The sequence below is a fragment of the Cellvibrio sp. 25HG11W-0 genome, assembly GCF_057815475.1.
Genome location: NZ_CM174230.1, coordinates 1,873,598 through 1,894,182 on the forward strand (window position 1 = coordinate 1,873,598; position 20,585 = coordinate 1,894,182).

A 20,585-nucleotide genomic window follows, 5' to 3' on the forward strand; every position below is an offset into this window, starting at 1 on the left:
CGAGTTTCTATGGTTAGACGTGGGTTCAAGTTGAAAGTATCGGTGCGGAATTTTGCGTTTGTCAGTTCCATGTTGTGGTGTTTGTGTCCATCTGCTTTTGGGCTTGATGATTCTGCGGTTGATAACTCTGCGATAAAGAGCTCTGCAATAAAGAACTCTGCAATAAAAAACTCAGCAGTAACAAGCACAGCAGTAAAAAATTCTGCTGCGGTAAGCTCGCTCAGTACGAGTAGTGTGTTGGAAAAGGCGGCGGCTGACGGTGACCTTGCTAATGCACCTCTTGCAACCCTCGACGAGTCAGAGCTAGTAATATCGACACAAGCTGTCGTAAAAAGCGAAAACGATTCGCGCCAATATCGCGCCATTACCCTCGCGAATAAGCTTAAAGTTCTCTTGATTTCTGACCCCGGCGCTGAAAAATCAGCAGCTGCACTTAACGTCAATATAGGTGCAAATCAAAATCCACTAGAGCGGCAGGGCCTAGCGCATTTTCTTGAACATATGTTATTTCTGGGCACCGAAAAATATCCTGAAGCTGGCGAGTATCAAGCATTTATTGCCCAGCATAGCGGCACCTACAACGCCTATACTGCGGCGGAAAATACCAACTACTTTTTTGAAATTGACAGCGCGCAATTAGCGCCTGCACTGGATCGCTTTGCGCAGTTTTTCGTGGCACCACTCTTTAATGCAGATTATGTTGAGCGCGAGCGCAATGCTGTGCACTCTGAATACATGGCCAAATTAAAAGATGATGGGCGGCGTGAATGGGATGTCTATCGCGATCTGATGAACCCTGAACACCCCAGTGCTAAATTCACTGTTGGCAATCATAAAACCCTCGCTGATCACCCCGATAAATCGGTGCGCCAAGATTTGCTCGATTTTTATCATCGTTATTACTCATCACACAGAATGGATCTTGTGGTGTTAGGCCGTGAAAATCTTGATCAGCTACAGCACTTGGTTGCTGCACGTTTTAATCAAATTCCACAGCATACGACAGCACTGGATACCAAGTATCCAACGTTATTTCCTGCTGATTTTTTGCCGGCAAGTGTTGATATAAAGCCTGAAAAAGAATTGCGCGAATTGAGTTTTAATTTCCCCATCCCCAATCCTGACCAGCATCTTGATAAAAAACCTTATGCCTATATTGCGCAGTTGTTGGGGCACGAAGGTAAGGGCAGTTTGCTCTCACTGTTAAAACGCTTAGGCTGGGCTGATGCTTTAAGTGCCCAGGTGGGTTTACAGAGTCGTAAAGATGCCGTTTTTCAATTGAATCTCACTCTTACCCCGCGCGGGGTTAAAGCGCGCGATCAAATTGTCTCCTTGGTTTTTCACTGTATTGAACAATTGCGCAACCGTGGTGTGACGAGCTGGCGCTATGAAGAATTGAAAGAGCTGGCGGATATGCAGTTTCGTTTTGGCGAAAAGCAATCGCCTATGGCGACTGTTTCGTCGTTGGCGGAAGCCATGAATCGCTACCCACTGAGTGATGTGGTGCGCGGTGAATATAGTTACGCAGAGTTTGATGAAAGGTTAATTGAGAAATCACTGGAGTATCTCAACAATAAAAATGTGTTGTTGGTATTACTTGCGCCCGAAGTTGAGGCGTATAGAGTATCGACGCATTATGCGACGCCTTATGTGGTGCGTGCGGGTATTGCAGAGGTTTTGGATTTAAAAAATGCTGTGCGGCAAGAGTTGTACTTACCTGAAAAAAATGTCTTTATGCCGCGACGACTTATGGTTAAGTCCCAGTCTATGTTAGAAGCGCAAACTCAGTCTCAAATCGCAAGCCAAACGGCGGTGCCTGAACTGATTTTTTCCAACGCCAACACTCAGGTTTGGTTCCAGCAAGATCAATTCTTTTCTCAGCCGCGTGCGGCGATTAATTTGCGACTTCACTCCCCGCTAATTAGCGCCTCTGCTGCGGGTGCTGCTCAAGCGCAACTCTTTGCTGCACTCATTACCGACCAGCTGCGTGAATATACGTATCCTGCGCATTTGGCTGGATTGGATTACACCTTTGAAGCCAATATGCGCGGGTTTGAACTTAAAATATTTGGCTATTCCAGTCGTCAGAGTTTATTGCTCAATAAAATTACTGAAGCTATTAGTCGCGCTCAATTTAATGAGGATCGTTATGGTTTGGTAAAAGCTGATTTGTTGCGCAGCTTGCAGAATGAAGCAAAAAATTTACCTTATCAAGTGTTGGCGAAGCAGGTGCCTGTATTGCACTATCAGCCCTATTGGTCCAATGCAGAGCTTATAAATGCGTTGGAGTTGAATGACTTCGAGCAATTTAATCGTTTTAGTGGTCGGCAGTTGTTGGATGCTAAGTTGGATGCGTTGTTTTACGGTAATTATTTTAAATCTGAGGCCTTAAAACTCTCGGTATTTATTGAGCATGAATTGCTGGAGCGACAAACTGGCAGAGCATTGGCGCCAGCGCAGCTTTTGGTTTTACCTGAAACGCCTGTCAAGCCTTGGTTGTTGCATCAAGCAGTCGATCATGGCGATGCAGTAGTGGAGCTTTATATCCAAGCTGCTTCGCTGGCAATCGAGGAGACTGCGCTAATGAAGCTGACGCAGCAGTTGTTGCGCCCCATTTTCTTCAATGAACTGCGTACAGAAAAGCAGCTCGGCTATATCGTAGGGACTTTGCCCATGCCATTGCGCAGTCTGGAGGCAACCTTATTACTCGTGCAGTCACCCAAGGCCTCGGCGGAGGTGTTGCAGGCGGAAATCGATACGCTTTTGGATGCAAGTAGTGAAACCATTATTACGGGTTTTGCTGAAAGTCAGGCCTCCTTAGTGGCAGAGCTGCGCGAGCCTGCGCGTTCGCAGTCAGAGCAGGCGGCTCGTTACTGGGATTCGATTCTGCTGGGCGATAAGAACTTTTCGCGGCGTTTTGATTTGGCGGTGGCGATCATGAATATTACCCCTGAGGCGCTGCAAGCCTATTATCGAGCGCGTTTTTTACACAAAAACCGTCGTCTGTGGCTTTCCACGTCAGCATTTAACGATGAAGACAAGTATCAGCTAATTGAAAAGCTAACGGATTACAAAGCACAAATGCGGCCTCTCGAATTAAGCCGATAGTTGTCTTTTTTTATTAAGTTGCTGTTTTTTGGTGCATTTTCAGCAAAATATTATCAATATTTTTACTGTGAATTACTTGGTGAATACAGATCTTTGGGTAATAATGCCGCACCTATTTCGGAATGAGGATTTTGCTTGTCTGAATATAAGCTAAATCATTCGTTGGGCCGAAAGCGCACCACTTCTGTGCTTCCTTTAGGTGTTACCACTTCGGGGTTGGACTGGTAAATAATTCCCACTTGTGCAAGAATTCGGGTCTTTTTTACCCAATCTATAGGAAAGTTTTCTGGCTAAGTCCTTGAAAAGCAACGTGCTAATTGATGTGTCTAGCAAGAAAACTGGTTCCATATTCCAGTAACTATTACTGAATTAGAGACTACTTATTTAGAGAGGAGCATTAGCTCGTCTTAGTAAATGAGATGTTTTTTATAAGGTTACTACTGCTACGTTTATATATGCGCTCGCTGCGCATGGCTGAGGAGAATTGAATGCAACAAGATATCGATGCCATCGAAACCAAAGAGTGGCTGGATGCCCTGAAGTCAGTAGTTCGCCACACTGGTAAAGACCGTGCTGCCGAATTGCTTAAAGCTTTGTCCGAGTCCGCTGTTAATCATGGCATTGAACAGCCTTCTTCCATTCAGACTCCTTATCGCAACACCATTCCTGTAGACAAAGAAATTAGCTCGCCGGGCGACGTAGCCCTAGAGCGCAAACTGCGTTCAATTATTCGTTGGAATGCGATGGCGATGGTCATGAAAGCCAATGATAACGATGAGGGCCTTGGTGGTCACATCGCATCTTTTGCTTCTTCTGCAACTCTTTACGACGTAGGTTTTAACCATTTCTTCCGCGGTAATGAAGGTGATGTTCCCGGCGACTTGATTTATTTCCAAGGCCACGTTTCTCCCGGTATGTATGCGCGCTCGTTCGTTGAAGGCCGCTTAAGTGAAGACCAGTTAGATAACTTTCGGCGCGAAGTCGATGGCAAGGGCCTGTCCTCTTACCCTCATCCTTGGCTAATGCCCGATTACTGGCAGTTTCCTACCGTATCTATGGGCCTTGGCCCCATTAAATCTATCTATCAAGCGCGCTATAACCGCTATTTGGAAGCGCGTGGTTTGGTGCCCGTTTCTGACCGTAAAGTCTGGGCATTTTTGGGCGACGGCGAGTGCGATGAGCCGGAGAGCTTGGGTGCTATTTCATTGGCCTCCCGTGAAAAGCTCGACAACCTAATTTTTGTCATCAACTGCAACCTGCAGCGCCTTGATGGCCCAGTGCGCGGCAACGGTAAAATCGTCCAAGAGTTGGAAGGTGTATTCCGTGGTGCTGGCTGGAATGTTATCAAAGTACTTTGGGGGCGCGGTTGGGATGCATTGCTCGCTAAAGACAAAACGGGTTTGTTGCAAAAGCGCATGGACGAAGTGGTCGATGGCGAAATGCAAAACTACAAAGCCAATGGCGGCGCTTATACCCGCGAGCACTTTTTTGGCAAGTACCCTGAGTTGCTTGAGTTGGTTAAAGACTTAACCGACAGAGATATTCTGCACTTGGCCCGTGGCGGTCACGATGGTCACAAGGTATATAACGCCTACCATCAAGCAGTGAATACCAAAGGTAAGCCTACTGTGATTCTAGCGCAAACCGTTAAGGGCTATGGTATGGGCACCTCGGGTGAGGCGATTAACAAGACTCACTCGGTTAAATCCTTGGATATTGAAAACCTTAAAATTTTCCGCGATCGCTTTGAATTACCGATTAGCGATGAAGACTTGCCTAAGCTTCCCTACTATCGTCCCAGTGAAGATAGCCCAGAGATGCAATACTTACGTTCACGTCGCACCTCATTAAAAGGTTATTTGCCTGCGCGTAAAGCGGATTTTGATGCACTACAAACGCCTGAGCTAGATGCTTTTGCGTCTCAGTTGAAGTCAACGGGTGAGCGTGAAATTTCTACCACTATGAGCTTTGTCCGTATTCTTTCAACTTTGGTCAAAGACAAGGCGATAGGCAAAAATATTGTACCTATAGTGCCCGATGAAGCGCGTACCTTTGGTATGGAAGGTATGTTCAAAACCGTCGGTATTTACTCATCTGAAGGCCAAAAATATGTGCCTCATGATTCCGGTCAAATGATGTCCTACCACGAGTCTTCCACTGGCCAGATTTTGGAAGAAGGTATTAACGAAGCGGGTGCCATGTCCTCGTGGATTGCGGCGGCAACAGCCTATAGCAACCATGGTGTTCCGACTATTCCGTTTTATATTTACTACTCTATGTTTGGTTTCCAGCGCATTGGCGATTTGGCTTGGGCTGCGGGTGACTCGCAAGCGCGTGGTTTCTTGTTGGGTGCTACTGCGGGTCGTACCACCTTGAACGGTGAAGGTTTGCAGCACCAGGATGGCCACAGCCATATCATGGCGAATACTATTCCAAACTGCCGCACCTATGATCCCACTTACGCTTACGAGCTTGCAGTGATTCTGCAGGACGGTATGAAGCGTATGTATCACGACAAAGAAAATGTGTTCTATTACGTCTCGTTGATGAATGAAAACTATCAGCATCCCGAAATGCCTGAAGGGTCGCAGGACGGTATTATCAAGGGTATGTATTTGCTGGAGCAGGGCACGGGTAAAGCCAAGCACCGCGTACAGTTGATGGGCGCTGGCACCATTTTGCGCGAAGTGCGTTTTGCAGCAGAGATTCTGCGCAAAGACTTCGACGTAGAGGCAGATGTATGGAGTGTAACCAGTGTGAACGAATTGACCCGCGATGGTCAGCGCGCTACTCGCTGGAATTTGTTGCACCCAACTGATGCTGCGCGTAAGCCCTATATTACGCAACAACTGGAAGGCCGCGAAGGTCCGGTTATTATTTCTACCGATTACCTTAAAACCTATTCTGAGCAGTTGCGCGCTTATGTACCAGGTACCTATACCGTGTTAGGTTGTGAAGGTTTTGGCCGCAGTGATACCCGTACACAATTGCGTCATTTCTTTGAAGTGAATCGCTATTTTGTGGTGATTGCAGCGCTTAAATCTTTGGCAGACGAAGGCAAAATTAAAGCCGATGTGGTTGCCAAGGCCATCAAGAAGTTTGGTATTGATCCAGAAAAAGCGGATCCAATGAGCGTATAAAACTATCGCCCTCTCACAAAGAGGGCGATCTTGTTTGTGCCCATTCAAAACATTTATCCAATGTAGATATAAACGATTAGTGAGGAAAAACCGTGGCAATTCAAACTATTAAAGTGCCAAACATTGACGGCGCAGAAGGCGTTGAAGTTATTGAAATTTCAGTAAAAGTAGGCGATATGATTGCTGAGGGCGATTCTATTGTGGTACTTGAAACTGACAAGGCTTCAATGGAAATTCCCGCCGATGCTGCAGGCAAGGTGGTTGCCATTAAAGTAAGCCTGGGCGATAAGGTGTCTCAAGGTGATTTGCTGCTTGAAGTAGAAGCTGAAGGCGCAGCTGTGGCAGCTCCCGCTCCGCAAGCTGCAGCACCAAAAGCAGAAGCTGCCGCTCCTGTTACTGCACCTGCACCCGCTGCTGCGAGTGCCAACATCGATTTAAAAGTGCCTGATATAGGTACTAGCGATGCAGTAGAAATTATTGAGCTATGTGTCAAGGTGGGCGATGAGGTTGCTGAAGGTGACTCACTCATCGTTCTGGAAACTGATAAAGCCTCTATGGAAATTCCTGCTGAAGCTGCAGGTAAAATTGTCAGTATCGCTGTGAATGTGGGCGACAAAGTAACTCAGGGTGCGCTTATCTGTGTGGTTGCCTCTACGGGTACTGCAGCCTCAGTTGCTGCTAAGCCAGACGCGGCTCCTGTACAAGCGGAAGCACCTAAGGTTGAGGCTGCAAAAGTTGACGCGCCGAAAGCAGCGGCACCTGTTGCTGAAATTGCACAATCGGGTGATGTCTATGCTGGTCCTGCTGTACGTAAGCTTGCGCGCCAACTTGGCGTTGATATGGGTAAAGTATCCGGCACTGGCCCACGCGGCCGTCTGTTAAAAGATGATGTGCGTGGCTATGTTAAGCCAATCGTTGTTGCTGCTCAGTCAGGTGCTGGTGTAGGCGGTGGTATTCCACGTATACCAGCAGTAGATTTTGCAAAGTTCGGTGATATCGAACTCGTTAAAATGAGTAAAATCAAAAAAATCACTGCGGATAATATGACGCGCAACTGGTTGAACGTGCCGCATGTGACTCAGTGGGATGATGCCGATATTACCGAGATTGAAGCATTCCGTGGTGGTTTGAAAGCTGAAGCCGAAAAGCGCGGCTCCAAACTCACGCCATTACCTTTTATTATGAAAGCTTGTGCAGCAGCGTTGATTGCTGAGCCAAGCTTCAATGTTTCGCTTCATCATGACGGCGAAAATATCGTGCAGAAAAAATATGTGCATATTGGTATTGCAGTAGATACACCGAATGGTTTGATGGTGCCGGTTATTCGCAACGTCGATAAAAAAGGCCTGTGGGAGCTTACCGACGAAATTAATGCAATGGCCAAGAAAGCACGCGATGGCAAGTTGTTGCCGAGCGATATGCAAGGTGGCTGCTTCACCATTTCAAGCTTGGGTGCTATGGGCGGTAATGGCTTTACGCCAATTGTAAATGCGCCTGAAGTTGCGATTCTGGGTGTGTCGCGTGCGCAGATTAAGCCTGTATGGAATGGTAAAGAGTTTGTACCACGCAATATGTTGCCCTTGTCGCTCTCTTATGATCACCGTGCAATTAACGGTGGTGATGCCGGTCGATTCTTTACTTACTTGACTGCTGTGATTGCTGATGTGAGACGTTTATTGTTGTAGTTTTTCGGTATCACACAAAAAGCCAGCATATTGCTGGCTTTTTTTATGCGTTAATTTTAGTAAATCATAAGTTGAATGTAACTTTATGCCTCAGCACTAGAGCAATTTTTGCAACCGAGGGAGGCCTTTTAATAGTGCAAAAACGATTGCTAAACCGAGCAATATGCCGCTGCCATTGGCCGCTATATCCATAAGGCTAAACGTACGTGGTGGATTGAAGTGCTGCCCAATTTCTATGGCAACTGAAAAACTAAGTAAAAATATACCTCGTTGCCATGTATGCCACGAGGGAAAAGCCAGGCTAATAGAAATAGCTGCAACAATGTAACCGCATAGGTGCATTAATAAATCATTAAAAATAGGTATGGAGTTTTCTGGGTGTGGGGTTAATCCGAGATAGGTGTAGATAATAAGTAAGCAGAAAAATTGCAGGAGACAGAGCGCGCGCCAGGCCATAAAAGTTCCAAATGTAGCTTGTATTGAAGTGCTAAGTGCATTGGTCACTAGGGGGGCTAGATTAATGCTCCCCTCTCATTATTTCACGAGGGGCACTAATGTTTCCGCTGCATAAAGGTCTTGAGGTGTATTAATGTTGAAAAAAGGATCGTATTTATCAAAAGGAAACTCGACGTCAATTTTTTTCTGCGAATTAATCCAGTCTTGTAGCCGAGGTATTTCCCCTATTTTTAATAGGGCATCTATTTTGTCGAGCAGTGATGCATGCCAAAGGGCAAAGGCGGGGTGAAGATTTTGTTGGGAGGTCGCAACTGCAATATGAACATCTGCCGAAATGGCCGCACTATGGAGTTGTTCGACGAGATCATTGGGAAAAAAAGGCGTATCAGACGCAAAGCTTACAAGCCATTCCGCATCGGGATTGTCGGCCTTCATCCAGCACAGCGCGCTGTGAATTCCAGCTAAGGGGCCAAGGTTACCGGCAAATATGTCTGCCACAACCGGAAGGCGGCTACGTGCAAAACGGAGGCTGCTGCCATTAGCATTTAATAATAATTTACTAACTTGAGGCTGAGCGCGCTCTATGGTGCGCTGCAGTAAGGTTTTGCCTGCGAGTGGAAGCAGACACTTGTCTCCTCCGCCCATTCGCTTAGCGAGGCCTCCAGCGAGTATTACACCTACAATGGAATCAGTTTGGGTCATTATGGACTGCTATTCATCTTTTAGTTTTAAGGGATTTTGACTTGGTTCGGCTGTTGGCGCGAAAATCATTTTAATTAAGTTGTCAGTGTAACTCTCTCAAATAGGTTTTGGTGCGATTTTACTCTCAGAATTTTAGTAGCGATATAAGAAATAAAAACTATTAGTTTTATTTCTGTAATTGATTTAATTAATTTTAGGTCTGGCCTAGCATAGCGCCAAGTTTTGCAAAGCTTTAAGGATGAAATCAGCTACTTCAATGAAACAGAGGAAAAGCGCCACGAGTTAGACAACCTTAACCACTCCCGCTGCTGCTCTTGCTGCTAATGATAACAATAGCATCAGTGCAGGCCCCCGTGGTCTATTAACCTTTGATAATCATTATCCCTTTGAAAAATTGGCACATTTTAACCGCGAAATCATTCCCGAGCAGGTAGTTCATGCCCGCGGCATCGGTGCTTATGGATATTTCACTCTGGCTAAAAGTCTTAGCCAATATTTTATTGCTGATTTTTCACAGCATGTAGGTGATAAAACTGAGGTCTTTCTGCGCTTCTCGACACTGGGTGGCGGTAAGGGCTCTCGTGACTATGAGCGTGATCCACGTAGATTTGCAGTGAAGTTTTACCCTAAACAAGGTAATTACGACATAGTGAGGAATAATACACCGATTTTTTCTTACATTATCCCATCAAGTTTCCAGATTTTATCCGCTCGTAAAAAAAGAACCCTCAAACCAATTTGCCAGATCCGGTCGTTGTGTTTGAGGTTTGGGCCAACTATCTACAATTGCTACATCAGATGACAATTCTAATGTCTGATCGCGGACGGTTTACCTCAGGCTAATGCGTCGATTCAGGAGCGGATGTTGGTGCAATTGGCTAGGGTTGATGCTCAATATGCCGCCATGGTGAAGGCGACATTATAGGCCTAAGGATTCTCTCGTAACCTCTTTACTCTACGCAGCTAGATGGTTGCGTAGCGTGTATTTAGGCAGCGAAAAATTGCATTTCTGCTGCTAGTCAGTAGTATGCACTCCTCTAAGCAACGGCACTTAAGTGAGACTTGTATGGAATTAAAGCTAGAAGATTATCGCCGTGAATATACGCAAGGTGGATTGGCGCGCGCTGATCTGGCGGATGATCCTCTTGAGCAATTTGGACGTTGGATGGATCAAACCATTAAAGCGGGTATTCCCGACCCTAATGCGATGACCATAGCCACGGTAGATGGAACTGGGCAGCCATCCCAGCGCATCGTGTTGTTAAAAAACTTGGATGCTAAGGGGTTTGTGTTTTATACCAACCTTAAAAGCCGCAAAGCGCAAGAACTACAGCAAAATCCTAAAATCAGTTTGCATTTCCCTTGGCATATGCTGGAGCGGCAGGTAAAAGTGTGTGGTCAAGTGGAGCCGCTGACAACAGCTGAGGTGTTTAAGTATTTTGTAAGCCGCCCGCGCGAATCACAATTGGGAGCTTGGGCTTCTCAGCAGAGTCGACCCATTGCTTCGCGCGCATTGTTATTGCAACAGTTTGAAACAATGAAAAATAAATTCACCAAAGGCGAAATTCCTCTGCCAGATTTTTGGGGCGGCTATCGCGTTAAACCCCATCAAATTGAATTTTGGCAAGGTGGCGCTCATAGATTGCACGACCGTTTTCAATACAACTTGCAGGCCGATGGTGGCTGGGCGATTGTGCGCCTAGAACCATAACTCTTTAGCTTTGAGTTTTGGAATATGTGCCTTAATGAATACTAATAACGCGAGTATCAGGATCTGCAGCGGATGAAATTCATAGAGGTAACATCCGCACAATTAGAATTGCAGACAATGGCCGCGCCGCAGCCAAAGCCTCACGAGGTGATAATTCGCGTTTATGCGGCGGGCATTAATCGCCCTGACATTCTACAGCGCCAAGGGCTATATCCTGCACCTATAGATGCCTCACCTATTTTAGGGTTAGAGGTTGCGGGCGAAATCATTAGCTGTGGCGATGCCGTGACTCAATGGCACCTCGGCGACAAGGTTTGTGCCTTGGTCAATGGCGGCGGTTATGCACAATATGCTGCTGCACCGGCAGCACAATGTTTGCCAGTACCTAATGGTTTTTCTTTTGTTCAAGCAGCTGCACTGCCCGAAACTTTTTTTACCGTTTGGCATAATCTCTTTCAACGTGCCCGCTTAACGGCGGGTGAAAGCCTATTGATTCACGGTGGCAGCAGTGGCATAGGTACAACAGCTATTCAGTTGGCGCGGGCTTTTGGTGTCAATGTATTTACGACGGTTGGCTCTGATGAGAAATGTATCGCGTGCGAAAAGCTAGGTGCATTTGCGATTAACTATCGCAAGCAAGATTTTGTTGAAATCATAAAAATGCAAACTAAAGGGCAGGGCGTTAATGTCATTCTCGATATGGTGGGTGGCGATTATATTCAGCGCAACTTTTCTGCTGCTGCCAAAGAAGCCCGTATCGTGAACATCGCTTTTTTGCAGGGCAGTAAAAGCACAGTAGATTTTATGCCCTTAATGCTCAAGCGACTTGTTTTAACGGGCTCCACGCTGCGGGTGCAACCCGCTGAGACAAAGGCGCTGATTGCGCAAGAATTATTAAAAAATGTTTGGCCACTGTTACAGCATAAAAAAATTCAGCCAGTGATTGATTCGGTGTTTCCCTTGGCGCATGCCGCTGCGGCGCACGCGCGAATGGAGTCCAGTCAACACATAGGTAAAATAATATTGGATCTTACCCATGACACAGAATAAAGCACGCCCTTTGGATGGCATTAGAGTCATTGAAGTAGGGCAGCTATTGGCGGGCCCTTTTGCCGGTTGTATGCTGGCTTACTTTGGGGCTGAAGTAATTAAAATTGAACCGCCTGAAGGTGACCCTATCCGCAATTGGCGGGTGGTGGAAAATGGTACATCGCTTTGGTGGCGCAGCTTGGGGCGCAATAAAAAAAGTGTGACGCTCGATTTGAAAAAAACAGAAGGGCAGAAAATTGCGCGGCAACTAATTGATAGCGCTGACGTGGTTATAGAAAACTTTCGCCCAGGTGTAATGGAAGCCTGGGGTTTAGGGCCGGAGCAAATCAAACAATCGAACCCTAAATGTGTTTACGCGCGAATTTCAGGTTACGGCCAAACTGGCCCCTACGCGAATAAGCCGGGTTTTGCTTCCGTGTGCGAAGGCATGAGCGGTTTTCGCTATGTGAACGGTTTTGCCGATCAAGCACCGGTGCGGCCTAACTTGAGTATTGGCGATACCATCGCGGGCATTCATGCTGCCTTAGGTATAGCTTTAGCGCTGCTTGGACGCGAGCGAAGTGATGAGGGTTTGGGGCAGTTAGTCGATGTCGCACTCTATGAATCCATGTTTAATTTAATGGAGGCGGTAGTGCCGGAGTTTGATGGTGCGGGTGTTATACGTCAGCCATCGGGCACCACGGTGACGGGTATAGTGCCTACCAACACCTATCGCTGTAAAAATGGGAAATATGTTGTAATTGGTGGCAATGGTGATTCTATTTTCCAGCGGCTGATGACGGTAGCGGGACATCCAGAAATGGCGACTGATGCGCGCATGGCCAATAATGCAGGGCGAGTCCTGCATGAACGCGAAATTGATAATGCCTTGGCGGCTTGGTGTATGAGTTTAGAATCAGATGAAATTTTGCGTCTGTTGGATGAGGCGCGCGTACCGGGCGGCCCCATCTACAATGTGGAAGATATGTTTGCCGACCCGCAATTTAACGCGCGCGGTATGTTCGAGCAGGTTGAAATAGATGGTAAGCCCTTAAAAATTCCCGCCATACTGCCTAAACTTGCTGGCACCCCCGGGCGAACCGATTGGCCTGGTGCAGACATTGGCAGTCACACACAGGAGGTGTTGCAGACCTTATTGAATTATTCTGACGCGGACTTGGCTGAATTAAAAAATGCGGGCGTTATAGGTTAATGATTTATCTTAAACGCATGAGTCGTTGGCTCCTCTGGGTTTTATGCGCGCATCTTGTTTACCTAGCCATAGTGATGATTTGGGCTAATAATGCCTATGAGGCATTGCATCGCAGCTATAAGGTAGTGCCCACCCAGCTTTCACCAGAGTTTGAGTGGATTTTATTGCAAGTAGAAGATCCGCGTTTTTATCAGCATTACGGTCTTGATCTTTCAAGTGGCCAAGGCGTGACCACGCTCACCTCTTCGTTAGCGCGCGATTTTTTCCTCTATGGACAAGAGTTGCAGGGTGTAAGTGGGTTAATACAAGGTTTTTATCGCCGTGTGTTTGAGTGTTGTAAAAAAATCGATATAGGTCGAGATTTTATGGCACTCATCTTGAGCGCTAATATGCCAAAATCCGAGCAGCTAAACGCTTATGTGATGAGGCTCTACATGGGGCAAGTGAATAAAAAAGCTGTTGTAGGTTTGGCGGCGGCAAGTCAGCAATATTTCAATCAACCTTTAGATCAGCTTGCACGCGCAGATTTTATTCGGTTAGTGGCCATGATTAAGGGCCCCAATCTTTATCATCCACATAAAAATGCAGGGCTATTGGATGAACGCGCCAACAAAATTACGCACTTGCTGGATGGTCAGTGTCAGGCGCAAGGTTGGTTTGATACAGATTATCCAGATTGTACGGAAGTATCTCATTAGTTTTATTGTTATTAAGGCTTTGTTATGTTGAATACTGGTTTATATCGTCATTATAAAGGCCATGATTATTTTGTATTTCAAGTGGCGACGCACAGTGAGACGCGTGAGTCTCTTGTGTTTTATCGCTGTCTCTACGGCGACTATTCATGGTGGGTGCGCCCGTTAGACATGTTTTGTGAAACTGTTGATGTTGCAGGAGAAACTATTGCGCGTTTTTCGTTTGTGCGCAGTCTCAGTGAGTCGGAAATTGCTACTTATTTGGCACCGCAGATTCATGAGGTTGAACTTTGATGCAAGATCACAATACGAACTCAGGAGCGAAGTTAGCTGTTGGGGATGATGCGTATTGGATGCAGTATGCGATGGTGCTGGCGGCAAAGGCGGAAATGCTTCAGGAAGTGCCCGTCGGGGCTGTCATAGTACGTGACGGACAAATTTTAGGTGAAGGTTGGAATCAGCCTATCAGTGGTTGCGATCCTACTGCACACGCTGAAATACAAGCCTTGCGTCAGGCCGCCACCGCTGCTGCAAATTATCGCCTTTTGGGTGCCAGTATTTATGTCACTCTCGAACCCTGCACTATGTGTGTAGGGGCATTAGTGCATGCGCGTATAGAGCGTTTGGTATTTGGTGCTTATGAATCTAAGGCAGGTGCTGTGGTGAGTAAAGCGCAGCTGTTAGATAGCGATTACCTTAATCACCGCGTAAGTCATGAGGGGGGTGTTTTGGCCGCGGAATGTCAGCATCAGCTCAGCAGCTTTTTTCAGCGCAGGCGCGAGCAAAAGCGACAGGAAAAACTTGCGACTAAAGGAGATTCTTATGAGTAGGTTTTTGATTGGACTATGAGGTGAAAGTTGGAGGGGACTTAAACAGCGGAATAATGACACCTCAGAAACGATTAGGGGCCGCTAAGCGGCCCCGTTCGTATCAATCCCTGATTGAAGTAGTCAATTCTGCTGCAACTCCTGTTGCTTCCCTGACCGCCATTCCTCCTGCGCTAGTGCAATCCCTTGATGTCTCCGACATCGCTTCCTCTACAGGTGGGCGCATCCCTTGACCTTACTTGGCCGTTACACATCATTGTCTACTTCCTTGATGTGGCTATTATCTGCCTAGAGCCTTGTTGTAGATAGTCGCTAAAATCGGCAATCTTTGTGAGACATTGACTACAACATATTCCCAAATAGTCATTTAAGTGATTATTTAATAACTTTATAGCAGGGTATATAGTTTCTCCCTGGCAATTTCATGCGATTTTGCTCGGCAAAAGAGGTAAGTAGCTCATCCACTGGGTGCATGATTTCGGGGTCGCCATGCAGCTCAAAGTGACCAAACTCTTCAATCTTACGAATACCTTCTTCTTTCACATTACCCGCAACCACGCCTGAAAAGGCACGGCGTAAGTTTGCAGCAAGCTGATAGCTTGGTTGGTTTTTATGCAATTCTAGGTTTCGCATATTGTCGTGAGAGGGGGTGAACGGCTGCTGTAAGTCTGGGCTGATCTTTAACTGCCAGTTAAAGTAGTAAGCATCATCGCTACGTTTGCGGAATTCGCGCACCTCTTGAATACCGGCTTTCATTTCTCGAGCCACAGCTTCAGGAGCATTCACAAAAATTTTGTAGAGTGCCTGTGCTTCTGCGCCCAAGGTATCACCGATAAATTTATCGACGCGCGCAAAATATTCTGCGGAATTTTCTGGACCGGTAAAAATAAGTGGAAAGGGTATATCTTTATTGTCGGGGTGCAACAAAATGCCGAGAATGTATAAAATTTCTTCAGCTGTGCCTGCGCCACCAGGGAAGACAATAATGCCGTGACCTAAGCGAACAAACGCTTCCAAGCGTTTTTCGATATCCGGCATTATGGTGAGTTGGTTGACGATTGGATTGGGGGCTTCTGCAGCAATAATACCGGGTTCAGTGATGCCAACGTAGCGCCCGTGGCTTGTGCGTTGTTTCGCGTGACCTATGGTGGCACCCTTCATCGGCCCTTTCATGGCACCTGGGCCGCAGCCAGTGCAAATATCCAAACCGCGCAAACCGAGTTGGTAGCCAACTTCTTTGGTGTAGTCATATTCATTGCGGCTGATAGAGTGCCCGCCCCAGCACACTACTAAATTTGGATCGAGGCCAGGTTGTAATAATTTTGCATTGCGCAATAGATGGAATACCGCGTCAGTAATACCTTCGGTGGTGTCTAAGTTGAATTTTGGATTGGTTTCAATTTCACCGCTGGCGAAGATGACATCGCGCAACACGGTAAAAAGATGCTCACTGATACCCTTGATCATTTTTCCATCAACAAAAGCACTGGCGGGGGCGCCTTTTACATCGAGTTTTATGCCGCGCTCTTGCTGAATAATACTGATAGAAAAGCTTTTATAGCGATTGAGTAATTCTTTGCCGTCGTCTAGGTAGTTTCCGCAATTGAGCACGGCTAATGAGCAGCTGCGAAATAATTTATAAAGCCCGCTTTGACTGGAGTCGAGCAATTTAGCGACTTCTATTTTGGAGAGTATATTGAGGTGGCCAACAGGAGAGATGATGGCGTCTATGGTTTCGTATTCGCCTGCCTCTTCATGTACGGATTTGTAAGGGTGGTAATTCGTCATGTTATTCCTTAGCATCTGCGATGCGACTGTGGGATAAATTCAATTGATTCTTTATGCAGTGTAGTGGGATTTTTTTCATTTTACTGCTTATGGTGTACTTTTTTATTTTTCTGAGAAATAGGTATCGCCCAATTTGGTGGTTAAAAAACAACCCAAAAACGAGATTATTGCATGAGCTATTTACCATCAGTTGAAATTGAAACGCAGCCTGGTATGGCGGCACAAGCGAGTGTTATTTGGTTGCATGGGCTGGGAGCCAATGGCTATGATTTTAGCTCGCTAGTGCCAGAGTTACATCTGCCTTCATCACTGGCGGTGCGATTCATTTTCCCTCATGCGCCTGAAATGCCCGTCACCGTTAATGGCGGTTATGTTATGCCAGCTTGGTACGATATTCTAGAAATGGATTTTGAGCGTAAGGTTGATGAACCACAATTACGTGCTAGTGCGAAAGCTATACAAGCCTTAATCGAACGAGAAATTGAGCGGGGTGTGGCGCCTAATAAAATTGCCTTAGTTGGTTTTTCACAAGGCGGTGCGGTGGTTTACGAAGCTGGCTTAAGTTGTGCGCACGGCTTGGCAGGTATATTGGTAATGTCTAGTTATTTTGCCACTGTTAATACCTTGAAGATTCACTCACAAAATCAGCAGCTGCCTATTTTAATTCAGCATGGCAGCGAAGATGAAGTGGTGAATGAGGCTTTGGGTCAGCGCGCATTTCGGCAGTTATCAGACATGGGGCTCAGTGTTGAGTATCAATCTTTTTCGATGGGACACAGTGTTTGCCCTGAACAAGTTGCTCGTATTTCAATTTGGCTGCAAAGCTTGTTGAAATAGGCTTGTTATTCGGTGAGGCAGGCGGGATCAAAACGATATTCACCTTGGAGCCATGCGTTAATTTCTCGGGCAAAAGGATTATCTGGAAACTGATGATAGGTTGAGATCAATCTATTTAGCTCGGGCTCAGTTATTTTGTCCAGCCCTTTATCCTGTAAAAAATCAATGTCAGCTATAAGTTGTTGGCCAAGCTTTTTTCCGCAAAGTGCAATACAGTTGTTGTAAAAACTGAAGCTTGGGTTGTAGTTATTTTTTTGTGTATAGGCCTGCGCGAAACTGAGTAGTGGAATTTGCGTCAGCCAGGCTTGATTCATAGGGTTAATCGCGTGGCCACTTAATAAGCCGCTCAGCTGGCTGTGGGGCTTTCCAACGCTGCGCAGTTGCAATATTTTTGATTTTGATGCTCCGTCGTTAACGGGATAGTTGTCCCATAAAAAAGGCTTTCTACCAATAAGTTCGCTGATTTTACTGAGGTGCGTGGCACTGTAGTCGGTTGAGCATACTTTTTCGCCCGTCCAAAAAATATCTATTGCTGGATCTAATTTTTGTGCGAAAACTTCCCAGTAATTGGCAGGCATCTCCCCAAAAACTTTTTCAAGAATAGGGTCAAAGCTGTAGTAAGTGGGGCAAAAAATAATATGTTTGGCATTGCATTGCGCTGCAGCTTGATGCGCTATATCAATTTGCAGTTGTGCAAGGTTTGGGATGTCGCCGCGCATATCATCAAAGAGTATGCAGAGAATGTCGGGTTGCAGTTGATTAATTTGTTCGAGACGCTGTTTGAGTTGGTGTCTTTGACTGTGCGTTTTATCCAAATAGATTTCGTGCGGGCTTAATCCTATGCCAAAGTCTATATCTTGCTTGCGAAAGGTTTCGCGCAAATTGCAGAGTTGTGAGAAGTTACTTTGCGGCCAATTTTGCTGCCACTGCATGCGCAGGTTTTTGTCGCTTTTTGGTGCGTAGATGTAAAAATTGAACGCATTTAGTGCAAGAAAATTTGCGTAAGCCGCTCGATCGTCCCAGCTCCACTCTCGGCCAAAAAAACCTTCGATGATACCTAGCGGCTGTGAATCTATGTACGTCATGGGGTTGAGTTACTCTTGATTTCAGATTCTTGCGAAAGGAGACTGTTAAACCCCTTGTTTTTTTACTTTTATTGAATAATTGGGTGTCGTTTTTACTAAGCTAAAAGAGTGCCTTAATTGACACTCAAACCCCATCTGCCTATCATAGCCGCCTTTTTCAAGCGGATGTTTTTCTTGCAGACTAGAAAAATTGATGTGAGTTTTTCTTCATTGCATTTATGCATTTCTCTATGCATCTAGAACTTCCGTCTGTTCTGCTGATGGCTTGCATATAAAGTGATTAATCTAGGATATTGTTTGGGAAACGTTGCCATCATTAGGAAGTCTATCCTTTTTGGTCTTTGGTGCACAATCTCCAAACAAGTGTCTATAGTTGTGCACTGAGCTGACATCAGCTTGCCTGTCACAGACGCATAAAATAAATTTCAGGGAAATAGTGCTGCTAAAGGCGAAGATCTGGCGGCAACTACGATCACTATATAAAAGGCATTGTTTTATAAGATAGTCATGGCCACCATCTGCCTGCTTAGGATTTAACCTATACACCCAGTTTACGGAGTAGTAAATGACCAGCCCCTCTATTAAATGCCCAACTGATTTGCCTGCGTGGAAGCGCCTAACTGATTTGGCTGCGCAACTTAAGCCCCAGCGAATTAACGATTTATTTCAGCAAGATGCCAAACGTTTTGAAAACTTCTCAGTAGAGCTTCCCAGCTTTCTCCTCGATTACTCCAAAAACCTCATTAATTCGGATGCTAAAACAGCACTTTTGGCTTTGGCGCAAGAGTCTGAGGTTGAGGCTTGGCGCAACAAAATGTTTGCCGGCGAGCATATTAATGCCACTGAAGATCGTGCGGTGATGCACGTGGCACTGCGCGATAGATCAAGTAATCCTATTATGATTGATGGACAGGATGTACGCCCAGCGATCAATGCTGAATTAGAGCGCATGCGCAAGTTGTCTATTAAAGTGCGCGCGGGTGAATGGCTGGGCTATACCGGCAAGCCAATTACCGATGTGGTGAGTATTGGTATAGGCGGTTCGAATTTGGGGCCGCTGATGGTAACTGAAGCATTGAAAGCCTATAGCGATAGCCGCCTAAAGATGCATTATGTCTCTAACGTGGATGGCGTGCAGATTGCAGAAGTATTGGCAGGCTTAAATCCTGAAGCTGTATTGTTTGTCATCGCGTCTAAAACGTTTACGACTCAAGAAACCATGACTAACGCTAAAACGGCGGAGCAATGGTTTATGGCGGCTGCGCAAAGCCATGCTGCTATTGCCAAGCATTTTGTAGCAGTATCGACAAATCGCAAGTTAGTAACAGCGTTTGGCATTGCAGAAGAAAATATTTTTGACATGTGGGATTGGGTCGGCGGACGCTTCTCCCTCTGGTCGGCGATTGGTTTGCCCATTGCGCTTTCTTTAGGCTATGAAGCATTTGAAGAGCTGCTGCAGGGCGCCTATGAGATGGACCAGCACTTTTTAAGTGCGCCGTTGGCGGATAATGCACCGGTAATGATGGCCTTAGTTGGTATTTGGAATCGCAATTTTATGGGTTATCCCGCCCAAGCATTACTGCCCTATGACCAATGTTTGCATCGGTTTCCTGCCTATATGCAACAGGCGGAAATGGAAAGTAATGGCAAGTCAGTCAATTGGGCTGGGGAGCCATTGAATTATGGCAGTGTGCCCTTGGTGTGGGGTGAGGTGGGCATTAACGGCCAACATGCTTTTTATCAAATGTTGCATCAAGGCACCGATATTATTCCTGCTGACTTTATTGGCTCTGTGGCGCCAACGGTGGCGGTTGAGGGGCACCACGATACCTTGATGGCGAACTTCTTTGCGCAAACCCAGGCTTTGATGCAGGGTATAGATGCCGATCAAGTTCGCCGTGAGTTGACTGCGAAGGGCTTACCCGCAGCGCGAATTGAAGAGATAGTGGAACACAAGGTACATCGCGGTAATCGCCCCACCAATAGCATTCTTTTGCCTATAGTGAATGCTAAAACATTGGGTGCCTTGATCGCGCTATATGAGCATAAAATCTTCGTTCAGGGTATCATTTGGCGCATTCACTCTTTTGACCAGTGGGGCGTAGAGCTGGGTAAGGTGTTGGCGGCGGGTATTCAGCCAGAATTGGCACTTGATACACCGGTTAACCCTAAGCACGATGGCTCCACACGTAATTTGGTCGAATTTTATAAGCGTGCCAAATCTAGCTAGACAAGTTTGTGCAGTATGGCTTTTTATCGATAGTTTGATGCCAAGATCGCTTGTTACCAGATAGTCTGGTGCTAGAAAG

The 20,585-nt window shown here is 46.2% G+C and carries 16 protein-coding genes; 12 read left to right on the forward strand and 4 right to left on the reverse strand.

From position 1 onward, the window contains the following. The first annotated feature begins 9 nt into the window (after positions 1 to 9). The 3 genes from AC0KUT_RS07700 (at position 10) to aceF (ending at position 7,933) form a co-directional block, all read left to right on the forward strand. A complete protein-coding gene (locus AC0KUT_RS07700; protein WP_488834853.1) occupies positions 10 to 3,108 on the forward strand; it encodes an insulinase family protein in 3,099 nt (1,032 codons plus the stop codon). A gap of 488 nt (positions 3,109 to 3,596) precedes the next feature. Then, positions 3,597 to 6,248 carry a pyruvate dehydrogenase (acetyl-transferring), homodimeric type gene (gene aceE, locus AC0KUT_RS07705; RefSeq protein ID WP_488834854.1) on the forward strand — a complete coding sequence of 884 codons (2,652 nt, stop codon included), beginning with the start codon at positions 3,597 to 3,599 and terminating at the stop codon, positions 6,246 to 6,248. 92 nt (positions 6,249 to 6,340) lie between these two features. Continuing rightward, complete coding sequence (gene aceF, locus AC0KUT_RS07710) at positions 6,341 to 7,933, forward strand: dihydrolipoyllysine-residue acetyltransferase (protein WP_488834856.1); 1,593 nt, start codon at positions 6,341 to 6,343, stop codon at positions 7,931 to 7,933. 96 nt (positions 7,934 to 8,029) lie between these two features. Here aceF and AC0KUT_RS07715 read toward each other — a convergent pair whose 3' ends face one another. Together AC0KUT_RS07715 and mobA are read right to left on the reverse strand one after the other, a co-directional pair. Continuing rightward, positions 8,030 to 8,389, reverse strand: coding sequence for a VanZ family protein (locus AC0KUT_RS07715; RefSeq protein ID WP_488834857.1), 360 nt, complete (start codon positions 8,387 to 8,389; stop codon positions 8,030 to 8,032). Positions 8,390 to 8,467: 78 nt separating this feature from the next. After that, on the reverse strand, positions 8,468 to 9,091 hold the full coding sequence (gene mobA, locus AC0KUT_RS07720; protein WP_488834858.1) for a molybdenum cofactor guanylyltransferase MobA: 624 nt from the start codon (positions 9,089 to 9,091) through the stop codon (positions 8,468 to 8,470). A gap of 337 nt (positions 9,092 to 9,428) precedes the next feature. Here mobA and AC0KUT_RS07725 point away from each other — a divergent pair, with 337 nt between their 5' ends. The 7 genes from AC0KUT_RS07725 (at position 9,429) to tadA (ending at position 14,569) form a co-directional block, all read left to right on the forward strand. After that, complete coding sequence (locus AC0KUT_RS07725) at positions 9,429 to 9,893, forward strand: catalase (protein ID WP_488835678.1); 465 nt, start codon at positions 9,429 to 9,431, stop codon at positions 9,891 to 9,893. A 264-nt stretch (positions 9,894 to 10,157) separates the two neighbouring features. Continuing rightward, on the forward strand, positions 10,158 to 10,802 hold the full coding sequence (gene pdxH, locus AC0KUT_RS07730) for a pyridoxamine 5'-phosphate oxidase (RefSeq protein WP_488834859.1): 645 nt from the start codon (positions 10,158 to 10,160) through the stop codon (positions 10,800 to 10,802). Between the two features lie 72 nt (positions 10,803 to 10,874). After that, on the forward strand, positions 10,875 to 11,852 hold the full coding sequence (locus AC0KUT_RS07735) for an NAD(P)H-quinone oxidoreductase (RefSeq protein WP_488834860.1): 978 nt from the start codon (positions 10,875 to 10,877) through the stop codon (positions 11,850 to 11,852). After that, positions 11,839 to 13,044 (forward strand): CaiB/BaiF CoA transferase family protein, encoded by a 1,206-nt coding sequence (locus tag AC0KUT_RS07740; protein WP_488834862.1) that lies wholly within the window; start codon positions 11,839 to 11,841, stop codon positions 13,042 to 13,044. Before AC0KUT_RS07735 ends, AC0KUT_RS07740 begins: the two co-directional genes overlap by 14 nt. Further along, complete coding sequence (locus AC0KUT_RS07745) at positions 13,044 to 13,742, forward strand: transglycosylase domain-containing protein (protein WP_488834863.1); 699 nt, start codon at positions 13,044 to 13,046, stop codon at positions 13,740 to 13,742. The genes AC0KUT_RS07740 and AC0KUT_RS07745 overlap by 1 nt, the downstream gene beginning before the upstream one ends. Positions 13,743 to 13,766: 24 nt before the next feature. After that, positions 13,767 to 14,033, forward strand: coding sequence for a DUF1653 domain-containing protein (locus tag AC0KUT_RS07750; protein ID WP_488834864.1), 267 nt, complete (start codon positions 13,767 to 13,769; stop codon positions 14,031 to 14,033). Continuing rightward, entirely contained in the window at positions 14,033 to 14,569 is a 537-nt protein-coding gene (gene tadA / locus AC0KUT_RS07755) for a tRNA adenosine(34) deaminase TadA (protein ID WP_488834865.1), read from the forward strand. Before AC0KUT_RS07750 ends, tadA begins: the two co-directional genes overlap by 1 nt. A 372-nt stretch (positions 14,570 to 14,941) precedes the next feature. Here tadA and ppnN read toward each other — a convergent pair whose 3' ends face one another. Beyond that, positions 14,942 to 16,354: a nucleotide 5'-monophosphate nucleosidase PpnN gene (ppnN, locus tag AC0KUT_RS07760; RefSeq protein WP_488834866.1), complete on the reverse strand. Its 1,413-nt coding sequence runs from the start codon at positions 16,352 to 16,354 to the stop codon at positions 14,942 to 14,944. Between the two features lie 171 nt (positions 16,355 to 16,525). Between ppnN and AC0KUT_RS07765 the strand changes: the two genes are divergently transcribed. Continuing rightward, positions 16,526 to 17,191 (forward strand): alpha/beta hydrolase, encoded by a 666-nt coding sequence (locus tag AC0KUT_RS07765; RefSeq protein WP_488834867.1) that lies wholly within the window; start codon positions 16,526 to 16,528, stop codon positions 17,189 to 17,191. 5 nt (positions 17,192 to 17,196) lie between these two features. On the opposite strand, the gene AC0KUT_RS07770 is transcribed toward AC0KUT_RS07765, so the two are convergent. Then, positions 17,197 to 18,276, reverse strand: coding sequence for a beta-N-acetylglucosaminidase domain-containing protein (locus AC0KUT_RS07770; protein ID WP_488834868.1), 1,080 nt, complete (start codon positions 18,274 to 18,276; stop codon positions 17,197 to 17,199). Between the two features lie 565 nt (positions 18,277 to 18,841). Between AC0KUT_RS07770 and pgi the strand changes: the two genes are divergently transcribed. Further along, the gene (pgi, locus tag AC0KUT_RS07775) at positions 18,842 to 20,506 is read left to right on the forward strand and encodes a glucose-6-phosphate isomerase (protein ID WP_488834870.1); all 1,665 of its coding nucleotides are present in this window, start codon (positions 18,842 to 18,844) and stop codon (positions 20,504 to 20,506) included. Positions 20,507 to 20,585: the final 79 nt, after the last annotated feature.